This is a genomic window from Brachybacterium netajii (SeqCode) (genome assembly GCF_054114245.1).
On the sequence record NZ_JBSYXB010000003.1, the window covers coordinates 324,184 to 341,327 of the forward strand.

The window sequence follows — 17,144 nt, forward strand, 5'->3', positions numbered from 1 at the left end:
TGACTGTTCCAGCAGGTCAGACGATGAGTCCAGAGGCGCCGACAAGTTAGGCGCGCCTGATTCCGGGGTATGGTGAGCCCCGGCACTCGCGTCGCTGCTGCTGCCCTTCTGCTGCCCTTCAGCGGCCAGTTGCGCCCGCCCTGCGCGTCGCCCGATCTCGGTCCTGCAGATCCCCTCGCTGGAGATCCATTGACAATCGATGGGTATCGATCGATACTCGATCGATGAACAGATCCATCGTCCGTGCGGCTCGAGCGGCCTTGGTCGCTCTCCTCCTCGGCTCGCTGATGACGCAGATCCTCCTTCCGATCTTGGCGAACGAGCTGGGTGGAGAATATTCCGAGACTACCCATCTGGTCGTGCCGTACAGCATTGCCGCGATCATCTCGGTCCTATGCCTGCAGGTAGTCCTGTGCGCACTCTGGTGGCTCCTGAGCAGAGTGCAGTCCGGGGATATATTCCATGGCAGGTCGTTGCGCGGCATGAATGTGATCATCGTGAGTCTCTGCCTCTTCGCTGCGATCCCTGCGGCGACGATGATGCATTTGCTCATCGGTGTTGGTGTCGGGGGGCCTGGGGTTGTGATGATGCTCTTGGTGTGCGTGGCTGGCGGCGCCGGCTTGACGCTTCTCGCGGTGATCTCGCGAGCGCTCCTCAGGGAGGCTTCCCTGCAGCATGCTGAACTGGCGCAGGTGATCTGATGCCGATTGTCGTGAAGATCGATGTCCTGTTGGCTGAGCGAAAGATGGAGGTCGGTCAACTCGCCGATCTGGTGGGTATCAGTCCGGCGAACATAGGTGTCCTCAAGAACGGCAGAGCGCGAGCCATCAGATTCTCCACACTGGAAGCTCTATGTCGGGCTCTCGACTGTCAGCCCGGCGACATCCTGAAGCATGTTGAATAGGTCGCTCGGTGAATCTCCATCGGTCTCCTCGATGAGCTCTAGCCCTGCATGCCCTCCAGCGCGGTGAGGATCTCCTGCGCGGCGGCGTCGAGATCGCTGTCGCCGAAGTAGTACGACTGGCTGATGCGGGTGACCTCCTCGCCGAAGCCGACGCCCGAGGCGGGCGTGACCAGGGGCGCGCGGACGACCTCGGACTGCATCGTGCGGGCGAACTCGAGGCAGATCGTCTCGATGTCGTCGAGCTCGGGCTCGACGGCGTCCTGCATCGCGGGGATCGCGGTGACGCCGCGCTCGATCTTGAGGACCTTCGCGGCGTCCGGATCCGTCAGCAGGTAGTCCATGAGGATCCCGGCGTTCTCGGCGGCGCCCGAGTCGACCGAGGCGGAGGCGATCGACCAGTACATCGACGCCTTGTTCACCATCTGCGGGTCCCCGGCGGTCAGGGCCGGCAGGCGCAGCAGGTCCATGGTCGCTCCGGAGGCCTTCTGGAAGGTCTGCACCTGCGTGTGGAACTGGAAGTGGAAGACGGAGGTGCCGGTGCCGAAGCGGCCCTGCTCGACGCCCGCGTTGAAGTCCTCGATCTGATCGGAGGCGCCCGGGGCGGCGCCGGCCTCGATGAGGCGGTTCGCATAGTCGAGGAACGCCTTGATGGTGTCGAGGCTGACCAGGGTCTCGTCCTCGCGGGGGAAGACCCGCTCGCCGGACTGGCGGGCCCAGGCGCCGAGCTCGGCCGCGCTCTGGCCGAAGAAGTCCAGCGCGACGACCCCCTGCTCCTTCCCCCAGGCGCCGATCTCCGTGCAGACCTCGAGCATCTGCTCCCAGGTCCACTCGGTGTCCGCGGGGACGTCGACGCCCGACTCGGCCAGCAGGTCCGTGTTCACCCCGACGGAGAAGATGCCGACGCCGAGCGGCGCCCCGACCAGGGTGCCGTCGGCGAGGCGACCGGTGTCCAGGACGTTCTCGTCCATCGCCGACAGGTCCAGCACGTCGGAGAGGGACTCGAGGTCCGCGAGGGCGCCCTGGTTCCCGTAGGAGTCGATGTAGGCCTCGTCCATCTGCAGCAGGTCCGGCGGGGCGCCGCCGGCGACCTGCGTGGCGAGCTTGTCCCAATAGCCGGTCCACTCGCTGAACTCGTCGGCGACCTCGAAGCCGGGGTCCGTGGCCCGGAACAGGTCGAGGGCCTCCTGGGTGAGGGTCAGGCGCAGATCGCCGCCCCACCAGTAGATGCGGACCGAGCCGTCGGAGCCCCCGGGGGAGGAGTTCGGTCCGCAGGAGGCGAGCAGCGGCAGGGAGGCGGTGGCGGCGCCGGCGGCGGCCAGCAGGGACAGGGACTGTCGGCGGGTGATCACGAGGAGACCTCCGGGTGTGCGCGGTCGGGTGCATCGTCGCGGTCCCGACGGACCCCACGCTACGAGATCCGCGCACGATCCGCGCGCCCCCGGCCCGCGGCCCGCGCAGTTTCCCGGTTTCCCGGTCTCCCGGTCTCCCGGGGGCAGCCTTCGGAGTCCCGCGGATTCCTGTCCCGAGTTTTCCGACCTTTCCTCGGACACCGACGAGCAATCGCTTTCCTTCGTCGCCGTGATCAGGGATCCTGGGGACATGGCTGTTCAGCGCGATGACGCGAGATCCCTGTCCGACGACGCCCGCTCCGACGCCCGCTCCGACGTCCGCACTGCGGTGGTCGACGCCAACGGCGGCTGGTGCTGGTTCCAGGACGAGCGCGCGCTCGTCGACCCCGTCGGCGGGCGCCTGCTGATCGGCGCGGTCGCCTCGAGCGCCGGGCACGAGGGCGAGAGCCGCGGCGGCGACATCGACCTCCACGTTGTCGACCTCGCGGCATTCGGCGCTGCCGACGCTGCGGCCGATGCTGGGGCCGACGCCGTGCGCACGGTCGTGCTGCACGCGGGCCTCGAGTCCGACGACCATGACGATCCCGCGCTCTGGCGCCGCGACGACGGCCGCTGGCTCGCCGTCTACAGCCGCCACAAGAGCGACGACCTCACCCGGTGGCGGATCTCCGAGACCGACGACCCCGCCGGCGCCTGGGGCCCCGAGCGGGCCGTCGACTGGCGCACCCTGTTCACCGGCGCCGACGCCGAGGAGGTCGCCGCACTCGGCGGGCACCGCGGCGTCACCTACCAGAACCTGCATCGGATCGACGGCGTGCTGCACTGCTTCGTCCGCGCGATCAACGACGACCCCTGCTATCTCGTCTCCCACGACGACGGCGAGAGCTGGGAGTTCGGCGGCCGCCTGCTGACCCGGGAGAAGGTCGGCTACGTCAACGGCTACGCCCGCTACGCCTCGCCCAACCGCTTCGCGGCCGGCGACGGTCCGACGGGGGCCGACGCGAGCCCGGCCCGGGCCGACGACGGGGCGGGGCGCGCCGACGGCCGACTCGACCTCATCATCACCGAGCACCATCCCCGGGATATGGCGACTTCGATCTGGCACGGCTATCTCGCCGGCGGCGCGCTGCACCGGGCCGACGGCACCGTCGTCGGCCCCCTCGGACGCGGCCTGCGCGAGGCGACCCCGCGCGCCGAGGACCTCACCTGCGTGTTCGCGAACGGCACCGTCTGGGGCGGCAGCCCCATGACGCACGCCTGGACGACGGACCTGCGGTCCTTCGCCGACGGGACCGTCGTCGCGCTGTTCACCGCGCGCGCCGACGACACCCTCGGCACCTCCTTCGCACGCGACGAGCGCGCCGCCCGGGAGGGCCATGAGGGGCCGCGGCGTCCGCCGGAGGGGCCGGTCGACCACCGGTTCTTCCGCGCGGTCCTGCGCCCGGGCTCGGCTGCGTGGGAGGTGCGGGAGCTCGCCGTCGCGGGCCCGCATCTCATGCCCCACGAGGAGGACTACACGGGCCTCGGCACGATCGACCCCGACGATCCCGAGCAGCTGTGGATCTCGACGCCCGTCGACCCGCGCGATAGCACCGCCCTCGCCCGCCACGAGATCTTCCGCGGCCGGCTCGTCGCCGGGGCGGACGGGGTCACCGGGACCGACGACGAGCGCTGGGAGTGGACGCCGATCACCCCGGGCACCGCGCGCTCCGCCTTCCGGCCGATCGCGGTCCCGGGGGATCCGACGCTGCAGGTGCTCACCTGGTACCAGGGCACCATGGACGCCTCGCAGCGCTACGACGCCGAGATCGTCGCCCGCGTCGAGCCGCGCTGAGAGCGGCTCTGAGTGCGGCTCTGAGTGCGGCGCCGCGAGCGGCGCCGGCCGGGCCGGGGGACGAGCCCCCGGCCCGGCGGTTGGCGGTCAGGCCGCCGGGGTCCAGCGCAGCAGCACGGTGCCGTGGGGCGCGATCGTCACGTCGATCGCGGTCGAGCCGGGGGCGACGCCGCGGGCCGCGTTCGACTGCACGCTCACCGCACGGGTCGGGACGAGCTCGCCGGTCCACAGCTCGCGCAGCTCGCCGCCCGTCGACGCGCCATCCGCCGACGCGCCGCCGAGATCCGCCGGCAGGCCCACGTTCAGGCTGTCCAGGGACACCGTCAGCGGCTCGTCGCCGAGGTTGAAGGCGGCGACGTAGCGGACGTCGGCCTCGCCGAGCGCCGTCCACAGCACGAGCGGGCCCTCGCGGAAGACCTCGCGGCCCTCGCGGGAGGAGGTCTGCACGGCCAGGACGTCGGCGTTCGTGAACAGGGCGATCGTCTCGGGATCGGACTCGGGCAGATGCCCGCCGATCATGAGCGGCGAGCGGGCGATCGACCACAGGGTCATCAGGGTGCGGCGCTCGGCCGGGGTGAGCAGGTCGTGGCGGGGCTCGCCGCGCTCGGCCCGGATGCCGATGCGCCCCAGCGGCAGCATGTCGCCGTCGGGCCAGCCGCCCGCGCCGGCGGTCGGCGCCCAGCGGGCGAAGCGCGCGAAGTTCGCCTCGACGTCGGCCCACGAGTCCCACAGGTCGTCGCAGACGCGCCACATGGTGGCGTTCTCGCGCAGATGGTCGAGGCGCGTGAGGGACAGGTCCCGGCCGGGGGAGAGGCTCAGCTCGATCGGCCGGCCGCAGCGGTCGATCGACGCCGCGAACGCCTCGATCTCCGCGGCCTGGTACGGCCAGAGCATGTCGTCGACCTTCAGGAAGTCCACGCCCCATCCCGCGTACAGCGCCAGGATCGAATCGTAGTAGTCGCCCGCGCCGGGGACCGCATGGTCGATGCCGACCATGTGCGGGTTCCACTCGCAGGAGTTCTCCGGGAAGGCGATCTGCGCGGCGCTCGCGGACGAGCCCGCGATCGGGCTGTCGGCGTCGACCGCGAGGCGCGGGATGCCGCGCATGACATGGATGCCGAAGCGCAGGCCCAGGTCATGGATCTGCGCGGCGAGCGGGGCGAAGCCGGCGCCGTCAGCCGCGGAGGGGAAGCGGACGGGATCCGGCAGCAGCCGGCCGTTCTCGTCGATCGTCAGCGGCGCGCCCACGTTGTACCCGTGGGAGCGGGCCGACGGGTCCGACCAGTCGATGTCGATCACGACCGTGTCCCAGCCGTAGGGCGCGAGATGCTCCGCCATGAAGCGGGCGTTGGCGAGCACCTCCTCCTCGGTCACGGTCGTGCCGAAGCAGTCCCAGCTGTTCCAGCCCATCGGCGGGCGGGCCGACGGGGCACGGTGGCCGCGCACGGCCGGGGCCGCGGTGGCCGACGACGGGGCCGCGGTCGCGGCGGTCGACGAGGCGGGCGCGGGGGATGACGTCTGCGTCATGAGGGGGATCCGATCTCAGAAGGGAGGTGCGGGTCGGTGTTCGACAGGTGGTGCAGGTCGAGGGCGGGTCGGGGACGGGCCAGGGACAGGTCGGGGGCGGGTCAGGAGCCGAGCAGGCGGTCGACGTACGCGTTGGCGAAGACGCGGTCGGGGTCGAGGCGGTCGCGGAGGGCCTGGAAGTCGCCGAGCCGCGGGTACTGCGCGCGGACGGTGTCCGGCGACATCGTGAAGACCTTCCCCCAGTGGGGGCGGGCGGCGAAGTCCGCCAGGCGCTCCTCGACCTCCGGCAGCAGGGCCTCGACGGCCTCGGGCTCGCGCGCCCACGTGAAGTGGAGGGCCGAGCTGTCGCGGCCGTGCATCGGCGAGAGCCACAGCTCGTCGGCCGCGATCGTGCGCAGCTCGGAGATCAGCAGCAGCGGACGGATGCGCTCGCCGATCTCCGTGAGGGAGGCGACGGCGTCGGCGAGATGCTCCCGCGCGACGAAGAACTCCGACTGGATCTCCTCGCCGTTGGACGGCGTGAACTCGAGCTTGAAGTGCGGGAGCCGGTCGTAGAACGGGCCGGGGGCACCGGTCTGGTCGGTGCAGAAGTCCGCGGGCATCGACGGCAGCGGGTGCACGCCGGCCTCGGCGCGGCGGGCGCCGAACCAGGAGCCGTCGGCCGCGAGACCGTCGGCCGCGGAGGCGCCGTCGGACCCGGAGGCCCCGTCGGCCGCGTCGGCGTCGTCGACCTGCTGCTTGCGCCAGATCTGCGAGATCGTGCCGTCGAAGGTGTGGAACAGGCTGACGCTGCGGCCGCCGGCGTGGAGCGCGAGGAGATCCTCGGAGGTCATGCGCTCGGCGGGGAGGTCGAGGTGGACGGTCTGGCGGATCCGGTAGTCGGGCACGAGGTCGAGCACCAGGTGGGTGACGACGCCGAGGGCGCCCAGCGACAGCACGACGCCGGGGAACACGTCGGCGTCGGCCTCGCGGTCCAGGGTCAGCAGGTCGCCGCCCGCGGTGACCAGCTCGACGGTCCGCACCGCGTTCGACAGCGAGCGCAGCGCATCGCCCGAGCCGTGGGTGCCGGTGGCGACAGCGCCGCCGACGGAGATGTGCGGCAGCGAGCCCATGTTCGGCAGCGCCAGGCCGTGGCGCTGCACGGCGATCGCGAGCTCGCCGTAGCGGACCTGCGCGCCGACGCGGACCGTGCGGGCGGCCGTGTCCACGGAGATGTCCGCGGGCATCCGCTCGAGGGTCACGAGATCGGCCGCGGAGGCGGCGACGCGCGAGAAGGAATGGCGCGTGCCGAGGGCCCGCAGGCTCCGGCTGCGGCCGACGAGCGCGCGCAGCTCGTCGACGGTCCCGGGGGTATGGAGGGGGCCGGGGCCGTAGTCCACGGTGCCGGACCAGCTCCGGCCCGGGCGGCGGCCGACGGCGTCGTCGGATCCGATGCTCATGGTTCTGCGCGTCTTCCTGATGGTGGGGCGGGGCTGCGGGGCGGGCCCGCGGGCGGGCCTGCGGGATGGTGCGGAGCGGGCGGGCCCCGCGGGGCGGGCGGGTCCCGCGGGGCGGGCGGGTCCGACGGTGCGGACCCGCCCGTCGGGCTCAGAAGCCCTGGGCCAGGCGGTGGAACACCTGGTTGGTGCGCAGGTCCTGCGCGAAGGAGCGCACCGTGGTGCCCTCGTCGATGATCGCGAGCTCGATGTCGCCGATGGTGGCGAGATCCTCCCAGGTCTCGAGATCGACGGCCGAGGTCATGACCGTGTGGTGGGCGGCGCCCGCAGTCAGCCAGCACTCGGCGGAGGTCGCGAAGTCGGGGCGGGGCTCCCAGACGGCGCAGGCGACCGGGAGGTTCGGCAGCTCCTCGTCGGGCTCGACGACGTCGACGACGTTCGCGATCAGGCGGAAGCGCTCGCGCATGTCGGAGAGGGCGACGACGACGGCGGTGCCGGCGTCGGCCGCGAACTTCAGGCGGACCGGGTCCTCGCGGTCGCCGATGCCCAGCGGATGGATCTCCAGCGACGGCTTCTGCGAGGTCAGGGACGGGGAGACCTCGAGCATGTGGGCGCCCAGGATCTTCTCCTGGCCGGGGGTGAGCTCGTAGGTGTAGTCCTCCATGAGGGAGGCGCCGCCCGGCAGGCCGTAACCCATGACGTTCGCGACGCGCACGAGGATCGCGGTCTTCCAGTCGCCCTCGGCGCCGAAGCCGTAGCCGTCGGCCATGAGGCGCTGCACGGCGAGGCCGGGCAGCTGGCGGAGCCCGCCGAGGTCCTCGAAGTTCGTGGTGAAGGCGCCGAAGCCGCCCTCCTCCAGGAAGGTGCGCAGGCCGATCTCGATGCGGGCGCCGTAGCGCAGCGACTCGTGGCGCTCGCCGCCCTTACGCAGCTCGGGGACGACCTCGTAGAGGTCCTCGTACTCGGCGACGAGGGTGTCGATCGCCGTGTCCTCGACGGCGTCGACCACGGCCACCAGGTCGTTGACGCCCCAGGTGTTCACGGAGACGCCCAGGCGCAGCTCGGCCTCGGTCTTGTCGCCCTCGGTGACGGCGACGTTGCGCATGTTGTCGCCGAAGCGCGCGAGCTTCAGCGAGTGCATCTCGGCCCAGCCGGTGACGGCGCGGGCCCAGCGGCCGATCTTCGCCTGCACGCCCTGATCGGTCGCATGGCCGACGACGGTCTTGCGGTTCACGCCGAGGCGCGTGGCGATGTACCCGAACTCGCGGTCGCCGTGGGCGGCCTGGTTGAGGTTCATGAAGTCCATGTCGATCGTCGACCACGGCAGGGCCACGTTCGCCTGCGTGTGCAGGTGCAGCAGCGGGGTCTGCAGGGCGTCGAGGCCCTGGATCCACATCTTCGCGGGGGAGAACGTGTGCATCCAGGTGATGACGCCGACGCACGCCGGGTCCGCGTTCGCGGCCAGCGCGGTCTCGCGGATCGCGTCGCGGTCGGTCAGGACCGGCTTCCAGACGATCTTCACGGGGATGCCGGCGGCGGCGTCGAGGGTCTCGGCGATGACGCGGGACTGCTCGGCGACCTGCTCCAGCGTCTCCGGGCCGTACAGCCCCTGGCTGCCGGTCAGGAACCAGATCTCGCGGGTCTCGAAGGGGTTCTGCATGGGATGTCCTCTCGGAGGTGGGGTCGGTGCCGGGCCGGCGTCAGCGCTGGCCGTAGACGTTCTGGTAGCGGTCGAACAGGGCGTCGACGTTCTCCTGCGCGATCGGCAGGGGCTCGCCGAGCTGGCGGGAGATGTGCACCGTGCGGGCGACCTCCTCGCACATGACCGCGGCCTTGACGGCGTCGCGGGCGTCCTTGCCGATCGTGAAGGGGCCGTGGTTCTGCATGAGCACCGCGCGCGAGCGGGAGTCGCGGAGGGTCTCGACGATGCCGCGGCCGATGGAGTCGTCGCCGATGATCGCGAAGGGGCCCACGGGGATCGGGCCGCCGAACTCGTCGGCCATCATCGTCAGCACGCAGGGGATCTCCTCGCCGCGCGCGGCCCAGGCGGTCGCGTACGTCGAGTGGGTGTGCACGACGCCGCCGACGTGCTCGAGGTGCGTGTACACGTAGGCGTGGGCCGCGGTGTCCGAGGACGGCTGCAGCGCGTCCGGCGTGCCGTCGACGATCTTCGCGCCGTCGAGCGTGCACACGACCATCGACTCGGGGGTGAGGTCGTCGTAGGACACGCCCGAGGGCTTGATGACGAACAGGCCAGGGACGGCGGCGGCGTCGGCCGGGGCGTCCGCCGGCAGCACGATGCGCTCGGAGACGTTGCCGGCGGTCCACACGACCAGCTGGTTGCGGGGCAGCTCGGCGTGCAGCGCGGCGACGCGCTCGCGGGCGGCGGCGACGGCGGTGCGGACCGCCTCGGGGAGGTCGGCGAGGACGAGGGTCATGGGATCTCCTGGGGTCGAGCGGATCGTGGTGGTGTGCGGTGCTGGCGCTGCGGGTTGGGAGCGGCTCAGGCGAGGGTCTCGCCGGCGAGGCGCTCGACGGGCAGACCGGCGCGGTAGCCCTCGAGCCAGCGCGCATGGCCCGCGGAGCCCTCGGGGTCGGGGTTGAGCGTCGAGCGGGACTGGCCGGCGAAGACCTCGTCGGCCAGGAAGGCGCTGAGAGCGGCGGCCGACGGGGCGGCGGCCGGCGCGGCGGCGTCGTCGGCCGAACCGGCGGAACCGGCGTCGGCCGATCCGGCGGCGGTGCGGGCGGCGAAGGCGGCCAGCAGGGCCATGCCCCAGGCGCCGCCCTCGCCGGCGGACTCGCCGACGGCGACGGGCGTGCCGAGGGCGTCGGCGAGGATCTGCTGGGCGACGCCGCGGGTGCGGAAGATGCCGCCGTGCGCGAACATCACGTCGAGCTGCACGCCCTCGTCCTCGAGGAGGGCCTTCATGCCCACCGCGAGCGCACCGAAGGCGCCGTAGAGCTGGGCGCGCATGAAGTTCTCGAGGGTGAAGCGCGCGGACTGCTCGCGCACCAGCAGCGGACGGCCCGAGGCGACGTGCGTCTGGTGCTCGCCCGAGATGTAGTTGTAGGTGAGGACGCCCCCGGCGTCGGGGTCGCCCGCGGCGCCGGCCGCGAAGAGCGTCGCGAACAGCTCCTGCGCGTCGACGGTGCTGCCGGTCAGCTCCGCGAAGCGCGCGAACAGGCCCAGCCAGGCGTCGAGGTCGCTCGCGCAGTTGTTCGTGTGGATCATCGCCACCGGATCGCCCGACGGCGTCGTGACCAGGTCGATCTCCGGGCGCGGGCCCGACAGCGGCTTCTCCAGCACGACCATCGCGAAGGCGCTCGTGCCGGCGGAGACGTTGCCGGTGCGGGGCTCGACGGCCTGGGTGGCGACCATGCCGGTGCCGGCGTCGCCCTCCGGCGGGGCGGCGATCGCGCCGGGCCGCAGCGCGCCCGTCGGATCCAGCAGCTCGGCGCCCTCGGCGGTCAGGCGGCCGGCCTCCTGGCCGGCGACGAGGACCTCGGGCAGCACGTCGGCGATGCTCCACGGCACGCCCGCGGTCGCCTCGAGCGCATCGAAGCGCGCGAGGAGCTCCGGATCGTAGGCGTCGCCGGAGGCGGCGATCGGGAAGACGCCCGAGGCGTCGCCGACGCCCAGCGCGCGGCGGCCCGTGAGGCGCTCGTGGACATGCCCGGCGAGGGTCGTGATGTGCCCGATCCGGCCGACGTGCTCCTCGCCGCCGAGGACCGCGTGCAGCAGGTGCGAGACGCTCCAGCGCAGCGGGATGTTCAGGGAGAAGGCCTCGCTGAGCAGGGCGGAGGCATCCTCGGTGTAGGTGTTGCGCCAGGTGCGGAAGGGCACCAGCAGCTCGCCGTCGGCGTCGAAGGCCAGGTAGCCGTGCATCATCGCCGAGACGCCGATGCCGCCGAGCTCCGTGATCTCGGCGCCGTGGCGCTCCCGCACCTCGCGCGCGAGGTCGGCGTAGCAGGAGCGGACGCCCGCCCAGACGTCCTCGAGGGAGTAGGTCCAGCTGTCGTCGACCAGCTGGTTCTCCCAGGAGTGGGAGCCCGAGCCGAGCACGGCGCCGGAGCCGTCCACGAGAGCGGCCTTGATGCGGGTCGAGCCGAGCTCGATGCCGAGGAACGCCCGGCCGGAGGCGATCGCGTCGGCGGCGGAGGAGTCCACGTCGTTGTGCGTCATGACGGATATTGCACCAGTCGCGCCCCCGAATGTCAACGTTCACATTTTGGGGTGCGGGAGCGCGCGTGGGGCCCGGGGGAGGGGTCAGCCGGTCCGCTCGGGAAGGGTCGAGCGGCGCACGACCAGGCGCGGGGGCAGGGAGGCGACGTCCCCGCCGCCGGAGGCGTCGGTCCCGCTGCCGGAGGCGACGTCCGCGCTGCCGGAGGCGTCGTCGACGGCTCCGATGCCTGCGGCGGAGGGCGGGCCCTCGAGCTCGCCGACCAGCCGGGTCAGCGCCGTGCGGCCGAGCTCGGCGAAGGGCTGGGAGACGGTCGTCAGCGAGGGCAGGAGGAACTCCGCGCCGAGCGTGTTGTCGAAGCCGACGACCGCGACGTCCTGCGGGATCCGCACCCCGTGCTCGGCCAGCGCATGGATCACGCCGATCGCCATCATGTCGTTCGCCGCGAAGATCGCATCCGGCAGACCGCTCGTGACCAGGCGCGATGCGATGTCGTAGCCCGAGCGCGGAGTCCAGTCGCCGGGGCCGACGATCGCACCGTCGAGCCCGAGCTCCTCGAGCGCGCCCTCGAAGCCCGCGCGCCGGGCCCGCGCGTCGAACCAGTCGGGCGGCCCCGCCGCATGCACGATGCGGCGGCAGCCCGTGCGCGCCAGATGCTCCATCACCTGATGGCTGCCGAGCCGCTGGTCGACGCCGACGGCGGTCACGCCCGGCACCTCCAGGGGCTCCGCGGAGACCGCGACCACGGGCGTCGTCCGCGCGACCGCCTCGACGGCGTGCACCATCCCCTCGTGGGCGGCGACCACGAGGATCCCGTCGGCCCCCGAGCCCAGCAGGTCGGCCCCGATCTCGCGCGGCGAGGCCGCATGGGGCGCGACCGTCGTCAGCAGCATCGAGTAGCCGGCTGCGCGGGCCGCCTCCTCGATCGCGGTCGTCGTCTCCGAGGGGCCGAACAGCGAGGATCCGTCGGTGAGCACGCCGATCAGCGAGGACCGGGTCGTCTTCAGGGCGCGGGCGGCGCGGTTGCGGGTGTATCCGAGCTCGAGGATCGCCGCCTGCACCCGCTCGCGGGTCGCGGGACGGACCAGGTCCGGGTCGTTGAGCACCCGCGAGACCGTCTGGTACGAGACGCCGGCGCGCTGCGCCACGTCCGCCATCGACGGTCGACGAGCAGTGCGGTCCATGCGCTTCCTCTCGTCGTCGGACCCCGGGGGCCGGGTGTCGGGTGTCGGGTGTCGGGTGCATTGTGGCGCCCCGATGGCCGACGGGCCTGCGGGGGCATCGATGCTGGTCGTTACCGTATCGGGATGCTTCGAAACGGCCACGGCTGGACACCGATCAAGATGTGAACGTTAGCATCCGAGGCGATGCGCGTCACACCGCCGTGGCCTTCATCGGCGGCCTCATTATGGCCGTCATGCCCAACGGCATGCAGATCATGGGCATCGCCCAGCCCACCCAGGAGATCGTCCGCGGCATCGTCCTCGTCCTCGCCATCGCCTTCGGCGTCTACAACAAGCGCCATGCGGGGGCGGAGAATTGAGGAGTGGGGTGGTCGGGGTCGGGTGGTGTCGGGTCGGGCCGGGTCGGGTCGGGTGCGGCTGGCTGAACTCGGCTGACCTTGGCTGACTCTGGCTGATGCGCTCGGATCGATGACGCCCGGAGCAGCTTTCCTGCGGGGGAGCGCTCCGGGCGTCGCTGTTTGCGGGGGCAGTTGGCTCCAGCTGGCGGTATGCGGGTCCAGTGGGCGTGAGCCCCCGTTCTGGGGCGCCAGAACGGGGGCTGAGGCCCACTGGGCCTGTCTTCGGTCTCCTCGGGCGTTGCCTGATGCTTCCCGGCGTCGCCGGTGCCCTTCCCCGTGCCTATCCCAGTGAGCTCGTTGCGCTCGTTGCGCTCGTAGAGCTCGGCGCGCCCGGCGACGGGAGGCCCTGGCCCAGCAAGCCCGGGCGAGTGGGCTTCAGCTGTCGGTATGGAGATCGAGTGGGCGTGAGCACTCGTTCTGGGGCGCCAGAACGGGGGCTGGTGCCCACTGGGCGGGCGGAAGAGGGTCGGAGCGGTAGCTGAGGGCCATTGGGCGTGCTCCCGGTGTGCTCCCTGCGTGCTTGACCGCGCTGAGGGGTGCCGGACAGGGAGACCGGATGTGTACGGGAGGGCTCGTAGGGCGAGCTCGGGGGAGGGGTGGCAGCGAAAGGGATCTCAGCGGCACGTGCCCTGCATATAGCAGGGCACGTGCCGCTCACGTCCCGTTCGCTGCCGAGCTTGTCGAGCCAGCCGGGTATCGAGAGGAAAGGGCGCCCCCAGCGCACTCGCCGGCCCGAAGCCCCCGTCGCTCCTCGTGATGAGGAGCGACGGGGGCTTCGATATGCGCTGGTCAGGAGCCCAGGAGCCCAGGAGCCCAGGAGCCCAGGAGCCCAGGAGCCCAGGAGCCCCGAGCTCAGGAGCTCGCGACCCCCGACCCGGCGTCAGCCCTTGAGCCCCGTCCCCGCGACGCCCTCGACGATCTGGCGCTGGAAGAGCATGTAGAGGATGACCAGGGGGAGGGCGGCGAGGATCGCGCCGGCCTGGATGTCGGCGTAGCGCTGGCCGAAGCTGCCCTGGACGGTCGCGAGGCCGACGGGGATCGTCATGAGATCCGGGTTGGTCAGGACGAACAGGGGGAGCATCAGGTTGTTCCAGACGCCCACGAAGGTCAGGATCGCGACGGCGGCGACGACCGGCTTCGAGAGCGGGAGGATGACGGAGCGGTAGATCTTCCAGAGGCCGGCGCCGTCGATGCGGGCGGCCTCCTCGAGCTCGCGGGGGATGCCGTCGAAGAACTGCTTGAAGATGAAGACGGAGATGACCGCGGGGACCTGCGGGAAGATGACGGCCCAGTAGGTGTTCAGCAGGTTCATGAAGCCGAGGAACTCGAAGATCGGGACGATCAGCACCTGGCTCGGGATCATGATGCCCATGAGGATCAGCAGCATGACGACGGTGCGTCCGCGGAAGCGGAGGCGGGAGATCGCGAACGCCGTCATGGAGGCGAAGACGATCACCATCAGGGTCGCGATGATGCCGGTGACGAAGCTGGCGAGGTACCAGTTCCAGATGTCGCCCTGCTGGAACAGCGACGAGTAGGAGTACAGCGTCGGGTTGAAGTCGCTGAGGATCTCGGAGGCGCCGAGGGCGGCGACGCCGTTGTCGGTGATCGAGGTCTTCAGGGCGAAGAGGCTGGGGACCAGCCAGATGATCGCGAAGACGCCGAGGACGATCCAGGAGACGACGGCGAAGGTCCGTCCGCTGACGCCGTGGGAGGCGCGGCGGGCGGGAGGGGCGGCCGCGGAGACGGCGCGCGAGACCGCGGAGGATCCGCGCGACGACCCGGAGGACCCGGACGACCCGGAGGAGCGGGGGGCGGTGGGGGTGGCAGCGGTCATGGCTCAGGCCTCCTGCTCGCGCTTGGCGGCGGCGCGCTCGACGATCTCGCGGATCACGGCGATGACGACGATGATGATGAACAGCAGCACGGAGGCGGCGGAGGCCGCGCCGATGCGGTTGTCGGTGAACGCCGTGTTGGCGACGAGACCGAGGGTGACCTGCGTGGAGATGCCGGGGCCGCCTCCGGTCATCAGGTAGACCTGGTCGAAGATCTTCAGGCTGGCGATGATCTGCAGCAGGACCACGAGGGTGGTGGTGCGGCGCAGCATCGGGACCGTGATGTGGCGGATCTGCTGGCCGGTGGTGGCGCCGTCGACCGCGGCGGCCTCGTAGAGCTCGCGGGGGATCTCCTGGAGGCCCGCGAGGTAGAGGATGAAGTTGAAGCCGATGGTCCACCAGATCGTGGCGATGGCGATGCCGATCATGGCGGTCGAGGGGCTCGCGAGGATGCCCGAGCCGGGGGTCAGACCGATCCAGCTCTGCACGGTCGCCCAGAGGCCGGTCGACGGGGTGAAGAGGAAGACCCAGATGAGGGAGATCGTCGCCGAGGGCAGGATGAACGGCAGGAAGAAGGCCAGGCGGAAGAACCATTGGCCGTGCTGGAGCCGGTTGGTGAGGACCGCGAAGACGAACGCGAGGATCACCAGCGGCGGGGTCGTGTAGAGGGTGAACTGGAGGGTGTGCCACAGCGAGGACCAGAAGTCGCTGCGGCTGAACATCTCGATGTAGTTGTCCAGGCCGGCGAAGGAGCCGAGGCCCTTGTGCACGAGCGAGGTGTTGAAGAAGCTCGAGATGAGCATCCAGATCGTCGGACCGAGCAGGAAGGCCAGGTAGAAGACGCCGAAGGGGGCGATGAACAGCCAGGCGCCGGGTCCGGTGCCGCGGTCCGAGGGGCGTCCGCCGTGGCGGGGGCGGGCGGCTGACGCGGTGGTGCCGGTGGAGCCCGTCGGGCTCTCGAGGGATGCGGTGGTCATGAGGTGGCCCTTCGCGTCAGAGGGGGCTGGGGGTGTCGAGGTAGACCGCGAGCTGCTCGCGGATGGCGTCGAGCGCGCGCTCTGGCGTCGCCGTGCCCTGCTGGACGAGGGCGAGCTGCGCGCCGACGGTGGCCTCGAACGTCGAGCCGGAGCCTCCGAACCAGGCGGCGTCGTCGAAGACGACGTTCTCGGCGGCGGCCGCGTAGTTCGCCTGCGGCTCGAGGGCCTTGAACTCGGCGCTCTCCGCCGTGGGCAGGTAGGCAGGCACGTGGCCGCCCTCGGCCCAGGTCATCGACTGGTCGAGCATCGACTTGATGAACCCCATCGCCTGGGAGCGCTGCTCGGGCGTGCGGTCCTTCCTCGGCAGCACGAAGGTGTGGGAGTCGCCCTGCGCGGCCGGCTTGTCGAACAGCTGCGGGACCGGCGCCATGCCGAACTCGAGGCCCTCGATGGACTGGGCGGTGGAGATCTCCCATTCGCCCTGCAGGAACATGCCGACCTTGCCGGTGAACATCTCGGTCTGCGCGCCCGCATAGTCGATGCCGCGGTTCAGCCAGCCGTTGTCGACCCAGGTCTGCACCCGGTTCATGACCTCGGTGTAGATGTCGACGTCGACGGAGATCTCGGTGCCGCCGCCGGAGAGGAACGGCGTGGCGTCGGCATACTGGTTGTAGATCGTCCAGAAGAAGCGCCACGGGGTCGCGGTCTCGGAGACGTTGGCGACGTTGAGGGCGGCGGCGCCGGTGACGCCACTGATCTCCGCGAGCGCGGCCTCGAAGGTGTCGACGCCGGTGAGGTCGGTCAGCGAGCCGTCGGACTCGATCAGTCCGGCCTGGTCGAGCACCTCGACGTTGTAGAACATCACGAAGGGGTGGGTGTCGAGCGGGACGGCGATGTTGCTGCCGTCGACGATCTGCTTCTCCCACACGGTGGTGTTGAAGTCGGAGGAGGACAGGCCGACGCCGGCGAGGTCCTCCTCGGTGATCGGGTCGAGGATCCCGCCGTCCCAGAGCGACTGGGCGCGGGTCAGGTGCGCGACCGCGACGTCGGGCGGCTGGTTGCCGACGGTCGCGAGCGTGACCTTCGAGTAGTACGGGTTGCCCCAGGAGAACGTGGTGGCCTGGAGCGAGTCGGCGCCGCCGTTCTCGTCCTGGTAGATGCCCTCCATGGTCTGCATGCGGCCGCCGTCGCCGCCGCCGAAGAGGTTCCAGAAGACCAGGGTCTCGGGATTGAGCTGGCTGCCGACGAGGCCCGCGGCGAGCGGGGACGAGCATCCGGCGAGGGGCACCGCCGCGGCGGCCGCCGCACCGGCTCCCAGCACCCGACGACGGGAGAGGGGCGGGCGGGGTGGACGGGTCGGTCTGCGGTCGAGCATGGCATCACTCCATCGTGAACACAGCTGAGGTCATCGCATGTGCCCTGGAGCACTTGCAACGTTTACCATCCTCCTTCCGGCCCGCAGAATCAAGCCCGCCGGGCGTCGCGTCGTCGGCGCGCGGTCACGATCCGGCGTCGGCCG

Annotated in this window: 14 protein-coding genes; 4 read left to right on the top strand and 10 right to left on the bottom strand. The window is 71.4% G+C overall.

The features are described from left to right. Positions 1 to 224: 224 nt before the first annotated feature. Both ACXET9_RS08715 and ACXET9_RS08720 read left to right on the top strand, forming a co-directional pair. Positions 225 to 701 carry a DUF2975 domain-containing protein gene (locus tag ACXET9_RS08715; protein ID WP_457886149.1) on the top strand — a complete coding sequence of 159 codons (477 nt, stop codon included), beginning with the start codon at positions 225 to 227 and terminating at the stop codon, positions 699 to 701. After that, positions 701 to 904 (top strand): helix-turn-helix domain-containing protein, encoded by a 204-nt coding sequence (locus ACXET9_RS08720; RefSeq protein ID WP_457886150.1) that lies wholly within the window; start codon positions 701 to 703, stop codon positions 902 to 904. Before ACXET9_RS08715 ends, ACXET9_RS08720 begins: the two co-directional genes overlap by 1 nt. A gap of 38 nt (positions 905 to 942) precedes the next feature. Here ACXET9_RS08720 and ACXET9_RS08725 read toward each other — a convergent pair whose 3' ends face one another. Beyond that, positions 943 to 2,253, bottom strand: coding sequence for an ABC transporter substrate-binding protein (locus ACXET9_RS08725; RefSeq protein ID WP_457886151.1), 1,311 nt, complete (start codon positions 2,251 to 2,253; stop codon positions 943 to 945). A gap of 250 nt (positions 2,254 to 2,503) precedes the next feature. On the opposite strand from ACXET9_RS08725, the gene ACXET9_RS08730 reads away from it, so the two are divergent. Next, a complete protein-coding gene (locus ACXET9_RS08730) occupies positions 2,504 to 4,087 on the top strand; it encodes a BNR-4 repeat-containing protein (RefSeq protein WP_457886152.1) in 1,584 nt (527 codons plus the stop codon). 87 nt (positions 4,088 to 4,174) lie between these two features. Here the strand turns inward: ACXET9_RS08730 and ACXET9_RS08735 are convergent, their stop codons facing one another. The 6 genes from ACXET9_RS08735 to ACXET9_RS08760 all read right to left on the bottom strand — a co-directional run bounded on the left by ACXET9_RS08735 (position 4,175) and on the right by ACXET9_RS08760 (position 12,415). After that, positions 4,175 to 5,497 (bottom strand): glycoside hydrolase family 27 protein, encoded by a 1,323-nt coding sequence (locus tag ACXET9_RS08735; RefSeq protein WP_457886282.1) that lies wholly within the window; start codon positions 5,495 to 5,497, stop codon positions 4,175 to 4,177. A gap of 218 nt (positions 5,498 to 5,715) precedes the next feature. Beyond that, on the bottom strand, positions 5,716 to 7,053 hold the full coding sequence (locus tag ACXET9_RS08740) for a D-arabinono-1,4-lactone oxidase (protein WP_457886153.1): 1,338 nt from the start codon (positions 7,051 to 7,053) through the stop codon (positions 5,716 to 5,718). A 148-nt stretch (positions 7,054 to 7,201) separates the two neighbouring features. Then, a complete protein-coding gene (araA, locus tag ACXET9_RS08745; protein WP_457886154.1) occupies positions 7,202 to 8,710 on the bottom strand; it encodes an L-arabinose isomerase in 1,509 nt (502 codons plus the stop codon). A gap of 40 nt (positions 8,711 to 8,750) precedes the next feature. Next, positions 8,751 to 9,488, bottom strand: a complete 738-nt coding sequence (locus tag ACXET9_RS08750) for an L-ribulose-5-phosphate 4-epimerase (RefSeq protein WP_457886155.1) — start codon at positions 9,486 to 9,488, stop codon at positions 8,751 to 8,753. A 65-nt stretch (positions 9,489 to 9,553) separates the two neighbouring features. After that, positions 9,554 to 11,233: a xylulokinase gene (locus ACXET9_RS08755; RefSeq protein ID WP_457886156.1), complete on the bottom strand. Its 1,680-nt coding sequence runs from the start codon at positions 11,231 to 11,233 to the stop codon at positions 9,554 to 9,556. 84 nt (positions 11,234 to 11,317) lie between these two features. Then, positions 11,318 to 12,415, bottom strand: coding sequence for a LacI family DNA-binding transcriptional regulator (locus ACXET9_RS08760; RefSeq protein WP_457886157.1), 1,098 nt, complete (start codon positions 12,413 to 12,415; stop codon positions 11,318 to 11,320). A 161-nt stretch (positions 12,416 to 12,576) separates the two neighbouring features. Here ACXET9_RS08760 and ACXET9_RS08765 point away from each other — a divergent pair, with 161 nt between their 5' ends. After that, positions 12,577 to 12,774 (top strand): hypothetical protein, encoded by a 198-nt coding sequence (locus tag ACXET9_RS08765; protein ID WP_457886158.1) that lies wholly within the window; start codon positions 12,577 to 12,579, stop codon positions 12,772 to 12,774. 919 nt (positions 12,775 to 13,693) lie between these two features. On the opposite strand, the gene ACXET9_RS08770 is transcribed toward ACXET9_RS08765, so the two are convergent. From ACXET9_RS08770 to ACXET9_RS08780, 3 genes are read right to left on the bottom strand one after another with little or no spacing between them, the layout of a single operon-like run. Further along, positions 13,694 to 14,650, bottom strand: a complete 957-nt coding sequence (locus ACXET9_RS08770) for a carbohydrate ABC transporter permease (protein ID WP_457886159.1) — start codon at positions 14,648 to 14,650, stop codon at positions 13,694 to 13,696. A 3-nt stretch (positions 14,651 to 14,653) separates the two neighbouring features. After that, positions 14,654 to 15,625: a carbohydrate ABC transporter permease gene (locus ACXET9_RS08775; RefSeq protein ID WP_457886160.1), complete on the bottom strand. Its 972-nt coding sequence runs from the start codon at positions 15,623 to 15,625 to the stop codon at positions 14,654 to 14,656. Positions 15,626 to 15,641: 16 nt separating this feature from the next. Next, positions 15,642 to 17,000, bottom strand: coding sequence for an extracellular solute-binding protein (locus tag ACXET9_RS08780; protein ID WP_457886161.1), 1,359 nt, complete (start codon positions 16,998 to 17,000; stop codon positions 15,642 to 15,644). Between the last annotated feature and the right edge of the window lie 144 nt (positions 17,001 to 17,144).